General features: G+C 61.7%; 6 protein-coding genes. 5 read left to right on the top strand and 1 reads right to left on the bottom strand.

The window, feature by feature from the left end; all coding sequences use genetic code 11:
* On the top strand, positions 1-676 hold a 676-nt coding region (locus tag QZ638_RS22745; protein ID WP_295814934.1), incomplete at its 5' end, for an SMP-30/gluconolactonase/LRE family protein.
* Positions 677-921: 245 nt separating this feature from the next.
* On the opposite strand, the gene QZ638_RS22740 is transcribed toward QZ638_RS22745, so the two are convergent.
* Positions 922-1152, bottom strand: coding sequence for a DUF6429 family protein (locus QZ638_RS22740; RefSeq protein WP_295814931.1), 231 nt, complete (start codon positions 1150-1152; stop codon positions 922-924).
* A 148-nt stretch (positions 1153-1300) separates the two neighbouring features.
* Here QZ638_RS22740 and QZ638_RS22735 point away from each other — a divergent pair, with 148 nt between their 5' ends.
* The 4 genes from QZ638_RS22735 (at position 1301) to QZ638_RS22720 (ending at position 3994) form a co-directional block, all read left to right on the top strand.
* Positions 1301-1510, top strand: a complete 210-nt coding sequence (locus tag QZ638_RS22735; RefSeq protein ID WP_295814930.1) for a hypothetical protein — start codon at positions 1301-1303, stop codon at positions 1508-1510.
* A 66-nt stretch (positions 1511-1576) separates the two neighbouring features.
* Positions 1577-1831, top strand: coding sequence for a type II toxin-antitoxin system prevent-host-death family antitoxin (locus QZ638_RS22730; RefSeq protein ID WP_295814927.1), 255 nt, complete (start codon positions 1577-1579; stop codon positions 1829-1831).
* 10 nt (positions 1832-1841) lie between these two features.
* Positions 1842-2267, top strand: coding sequence for a hypothetical protein (locus QZ638_RS22725; protein ID WP_295814925.1), 426 nt, complete (start codon positions 1842-1844; stop codon positions 2265-2267).
* A 29-nt stretch (positions 2268-2296) separates the two neighbouring features.
* Positions 2297-3994 carry a recombinase family protein gene (locus tag QZ638_RS22720; RefSeq protein ID WP_295814921.1) on the top strand — a complete coding sequence of 566 codons (1698 nt, stop codon included), beginning with the start codon at positions 2297-2299 and terminating at the stop codon, positions 3992-3994.
* The last annotated feature ends 31 nt before the right edge of the window (positions 3995-4025 follow it).

The following is a 4025-nucleotide window of genomic DNA, read 5'->3' as shown; positions in this document are numbered from 1 at the left end:
ACTTCTGGCAGAGGGTCCGGAAGGCGAGATCGTCTTGGGCCTTGATTGCGACCTGGCACGCCTTGGCCCGGATGGTGGCATCACGCGTTTCGCACGCGCTCCACATGCCGATCCGGCTTTCCGGTTCAACGACGGGAAATATGACCGCCAAGGTCGCCTGTGGGTGGGGCTGATGAACAAGGAGAGGAAAAAAGGCGTCGGTATTCTCTACCGGTTCGACCCCGATGGAACATGGCATGTCATCGATACCGGCTTCGACCTGCCGAATGGCATGGAGTGGAGTAAGGACGGCAGAACGTTCTACTTCACCGACTCGCATAAGGGCGAAATCTACGCCTATGATTTCGATCCGAATATGGGCGAGATCAGCAACCGCCGCCTGTTCTTCGGCACGGACCCCAAGGATGGAAAGCCGGATGGCCTGACGATGGACAGGACCGGTCACCTTCTTAGCGTACTGTTCGATGGATCGGCTATTGCCCGCATTGCGCCGGATGGTTCCCTCAACCGCCTGATCCCTCTGCCTGTGCCACGTCCGACGAGTTCCGCCTTTGGCGACGATGCCCAAACCCTGTTCATCACCACTGCGAGGGTCGGCCTCACAGATAAACAACTCGCATCCGCTCCGCACTCGGGGGCGCTTCTGGAAATCAATTATGAAGGGGCAGTGCGATAGAACTCTAACTCCATCCAGCACCCGCGCCGGGGATGCCGCTCTGTGACTTACATGAAGAACCGGAACGTTGCGGGATCGGTTGCGGGCTTCACCGGTTCTTCGTACAGCTTGATTCTTTAAATCGGTTGGCCACTTGCTCAACTGCGGAGGTGGGAAGCTCATTCAAATCCATCATCGTCTTCCGGTAACCCGTTGCTCGTCTGCCGTTTTCTCAGTGGTCCATTTCGCGGGCACGAACCGGCAAGTTATTTTTCAACGGTGAACATCTCGCGGAAGAGCTGCTCCGACTTTGCGATGCCCTCGTCGGTAAGCCATACGGATTTCGCTTTGTTGACCGGATTGCCAATAAAACCCTTCTCGTGAAGTCGGTTCATCGCACCCCAGTCGAATCCTTTCCATGCCCGGCCGTCGCGGTCGAGCGTCAGGTAAAGCAGCGCGAGAATCGCATCGTCGATCTTGTCCTTGTCGATCTCCATGGCGCGATGCCCTCCCGGTTGCAGACCATCCCTTTTATACGCTACGGTATCCCATGTGCCGCACAGCTACGATGCGGGTCTTTTCTTCCACCGCCGGACGGTTCTTCGATGGTCCCTGCCCCTTCCGGGCAAGGGATTTTTGGAAACTATGGCGCTCAAACGCGACAGGATCAGCATCGAGGTCTTCGGGCCTTCGGCCGCGCCGGAACCGGCGCGGAACGGTGCGAGCCGCGCCGATGAGGCGGTCCTGATCCTCGCCCGGCTGATCGGTCGCCAGATTGCCCGCGAGCAGTTCGAACGCAAGATGGCGCTGGAACGTAAGGCGCACAAGAAGCGATCGGCAGGCGAGGATGCGTGACGCCGTCCTTGCAATAACACGAATTACACGTATAATTCAGGCACCCCATTTGAAAGGATGCCTGCCATGCCGACAGTCGGTTCCCTCGAATTCCAGCGCAAGTTCGGCGAGTTCCAGCATCAGGCGCAGCGCGAGCCGGTGGGGATCACCCGGCACGGGCGGCGCGAGTTCGTGCTGATGTCCGCCGATCACTATGACTGGCTCCGCGCCGCCGCGCAGCGGACCCATCGCACGGCGGGTGCCGCCGATGTGGTGATCGACGCGGTGGAGCGGGCCGAAATGGACCCCGAACACGCCCACCTCGACGATCTGCTGAAGTAAGGCGGGCAGCGTGGCGATCCCTGAACCCAGGCCCGGCCTCGTCCTCCGCTACGATTACCTCTGGACGCATGAGGCCGCCGCCGGCCAGGATCAGGGGAAGGACCGCCCGGCCTGCCTCGTCGCCGCGACCGATGCCCTTGTGCGCCCGCGCCATGTGGTGCTGCTGCCAATCACCCATACGCCGCCCTCCGGCGAAACGGTCGGTATCGAGATCCCGCCGAAGGTAAAGCAGGCCATCGGCCTCGACGACGCGCCGAGCTGGGTGATCGTCTCGGAGCACAATATCGACGAATGGCCTAATGGCGGGCTGTCGCCTGTCCCCGGCAAGCGGGGTGAGCTCGCTTACGGCTTCATCCCGCCAGGGCTGTTTGCGAAGATCAAGGCCAGTTTCCTCGAACTGGCCCGCGCGAAGAAGAGCGGCGCCGTGCGCCGCTGAACCAATGGAGTTGCGAAAGGACTGATCCGATGACCCGCGTTGCCCTCTACGCCCGCTATTCCTCCGACAACCAGCGCGAGGCGTCGATCGACGACCAGTTCCGCATCTGCCGCGAACAGGCCAGGCGCGAGAAGTGGAAGATCGTCGGCACCTACAAGGATGCTGGGATTTCGGGCGCGAGCATGATCCTGCGTCCCGGCATCCAGTCGCTTTTGCAGGATGCGCAGGCGGGTCAGTTCGACGTGGTTCTGGCCGAGGCGCTGGACCGCATCAGCCGCGATCAGGCCGATGTCGCTACTTTCTACAAGCACCTGAAGTTCGCCGGTGTGCCCATCGTCACGCTGGCCGAGGGTGAGATCAGCGAGCTTCACGTCGGCCTCAAAGGCACAATGAACGCGCTGTTCCTCAAAGACCTTGCCGCCAAGACCCATCGCGGTATCCGTGGCCGCGTCGAGGACGGCAAATCGGGCGGTGGGCTTTGCTATGGCTATAAAGTGGTCAAGAAGCTAGACTCGCGCGGCGAGCCGATCCGGGGCGATCGCGAGATCGACGAGGGTGAAGCCAACGTCGTGCGGCGCATCCTGCGCGACTATGTCGCCGGTGTCAGCCCGCGCATTATCGCAAAGACGCTGAATGAGGAAGGCGTCCCCGGTCCTGAAGGGCGGCTCTGGAACGACACCACCATCCACGGCCACGCGAAGCGCGGGACGGGCATCCTGAACAACGAACTCTATATCGGCCGCCTGATCTGGAACCGGCTGCGCTATCTCAAGGACCCGTCGACCGGGAAGCGGGTTTCGCGGCTGAACCCGGAATCGGAATGGATCGCCCGGGAGGTTCCCGAACTACGGATCGTCGATGACGAACTCTGGCAGGCGGTCAAGGCACGGCAAGCCGCTATCTCGGCCAGGTACGCCAATGTCGGCAAAGGCATCCGCAAGCACCATAAAAAGAACCGCCTGAACGGCACCCATCGCCCCAAGACCCTGCTCTCGGGCCTGATCTTCTGCGGCTGCTGCGATGGCCCCTTCTCCCTCCGCGGCTCGGATCGTTTCGCGTGCTCGACGCATGCGACCAAGGGCACCTGCTCCAACAACCGCACCATCCTGCGCGAGGAACTGGAGAGCCGCGTGCTCGCCGGCCTCAGGGAACGCATGATGACGCCCGAAATCGCGGCGGAAGCCATGCGCGCCTATGCCGAGGAAACGAACCGGCTGAACCGGGAGCGCCGCTCGAATGGCGATGCCTGGAAGGTGGAACTGGTGAAGGTCGAGAAACAGATCAGGGGTATCATCGAGGCGATCAAGGAAGGCATGTTCCAGGCGAGCATGAAGGGCGAGATGGATGCACTGGAAGCCCGCAAGGCCGAACTCATCACCCTGCTCGCCGATATTCCGGAGGACGTGCCGGACCTGCTGCCGAGCGCAACGGCAATCTATGGGAAGAAGGTTGCAGCGTTGACCACCGCGCTCGCCCAACCCGACGAACGGCCGCAGGCGGCGGCAGCTCTGCGGATGCTGATAGAGAAGATCGTGCTGACGCCAGGGCCGCAACGGGGCGAGATGTTCGCCACGTTGCATGGCGATCTGGCGACGATTCTCGAATGGACAGAGCGACAAGCTCTTGGAAAGACTTCCAAAAAGACCAAACCCGCCGCTGGTGCGACGGGTTTGTCGGTCTCGTTGGTTGCGGGGGCAGGATTTGAACCTGCGACCTTCAGGTTATGAGCCTGACGAGCTACCGGGCTGCTCCACCCCG

The organism is uncultured Nitratireductor sp. (assembly GCF_913053745.1).
Taxonomy (GTDB): Bacteria; Pseudomonadota; Alphaproteobacteria; order Rhizobiales; family Rhizobiaceae; genus Nitratireductor.
Note: the sequence above shows the minus strand (reverse complement) of the source record. Positions and strands in the feature narration are given on the sequence as shown.